Below are 1,668 nucleotides of genomic sequence, written 5' to 3'. Positions count from 1 at the left end.
ATTCATTCGCCAATCGAATTTGTTACTGGCCGGGTAAAGAGACCTGACAGTATTTTAAGAAAAGCTGAATTCAGAGAAGTATCAGACCTGAACGCACATAATATTGAAACCGTGATTGAAGATATCGGTGGTATTCGTATCATGTGTCAGTTTGTGGAAGATATTTATCAAGTTGTTGAAATCCTTCACCAGCGTGAAGATTTTGACATTATTGTTGAACGTGATTATATTAGTCATAAGAAGGCAAGTGGGTATCGTTCATACCATATTGTCATTGCTTATCCGATCGAAAGAATTACGGGGACCGATTCGATTCTTGTTGAAATACAAGTGCGGACGTTAGCGATGAACTTTTGGGCGACTATTGAGCACTCATTGAATTACAAGTATGCGGGTGATTATCCTTTAGAATTGCACCAACGCCTTGAAAGAGCAGCTGAAGCAGCCTTTCGTTTAGACGAGGAAATGTCTGAAATTCGTGAAGAAATTAAAGAAGCCCAGAGTTATTTTCAAACGACTGGGTCAAATAGTAGACAGAAGAGGCAATTCCCTAATCCAGTAGAAGATCAAATAGAAGACAAACATAAGCGCCCGCTATAATTTGACGATTAATTAAAATATTCGGATCAAGTTACAGTGGGAATGAAGTTGTAAATGTAACGGTGATTAAATCAATTGTGGAGGGTATATAGATGAGAGTGGCAGTACGATACAGTGACACTGAAAGTTCTAAAAAAATTCGCGATATGATTTATGCATCTTGTGCAAGCTCAGGCTTTGAATTGGATGATGTAAATCCTGAATTAGCTATTTCCGTTGGTGGAGATGGCACCTTGCTAAAAACCTTCCATACTTATGCGGACCAGTTAGACTCTGTTCGTTTTGTTGGTTTACATACTGGGCACTTAGGTTTTTATACAGATTGGCTAGAAAGTGAATTGCCTGAATTCCTTGCAGCCTTAAGTAATGATTCAGGTGAAAGTGTGTCTTATCCCTTACTAGAAGTCGAAATTGAATACAGTGATGGCCAAGTAATCCACCACATTGCTTTGAATGAGTCTGCCATTAGACGGTATGAGGGGACAATGACGTGCGAGATTTTCATTAAAGAAGAAAAATTTGAATTCTTTAAAGGAGACGGCTTATGTATTTCAACGCCAACTGGTTCAACAGGGTTAAATAAATCCTTAGGTGGGGCCGTTGTCCACCCGCGTTTAGATACCATTCAAATGACGGAGATTGCTTCAATTAATAACCGCGTGTACCGGTCTTTAGCCAGTCCCTTATTGATCGCTAAAGATGAGTGGATTGTCTTAAAACCGGCCAAAGAACATGCCATGACTGGCGTATTCTTGTCTTTAGACCACTTGAATATTCCATTGAATGATGTTGAAAAAATTACTTACCGTGTAGCCAAGGAACGCGTGCATTTTGCTCGTTACCGTCACATGCACTTCTGGGATAGAGTAGAAAACTCATTTATCGGCATCAACGACTATCCAAAGCGCAAACTCACAAAGGAAGAAAATTAGTTTTTCAGCATTTAGTATGTGAAGAAGCAATAGATTTAAGTAACAAATAAAGCAGCGTAAATGAAAGGTCGACAATTTTTATGATGGTATTTGAATGGCAAGCGGATGAAGCTTTGTTAACACGTACCTTTTTGAG

2 protein-coding genes are annotated in these 1,668 nt (G+C 39.1%); both read left to right on the top strand.

Annotated features, from left to right (window positions below):
• A partial coding sequence (locus tag ACRCJ0_RS13510) for a GTP pyrophosphokinase (protein ID WP_431390754.1) occupies window positions 1-600 on the top strand: 600 nt, incomplete at its 5' end.
• 92 nt (window positions 601-692) lie between these two features.
• A complete protein-coding gene (locus ACRCJ0_RS13505) occupies window positions 693-1,532 on the top strand; it encodes an NAD kinase (protein WP_271736278.1) in 840 nt (279 codons plus the stop codon).
• Window positions 1,533-1,668 lie beyond the last annotated feature (136 nt).

The organism is Aerococcus sp. L_32 (genome assembly GCF_050689315.1).
The sequence above is the reverse complement of the archived record's forward strand: the minus strand, read 5'-3'. Positions and strand labels throughout refer to the sequence as shown.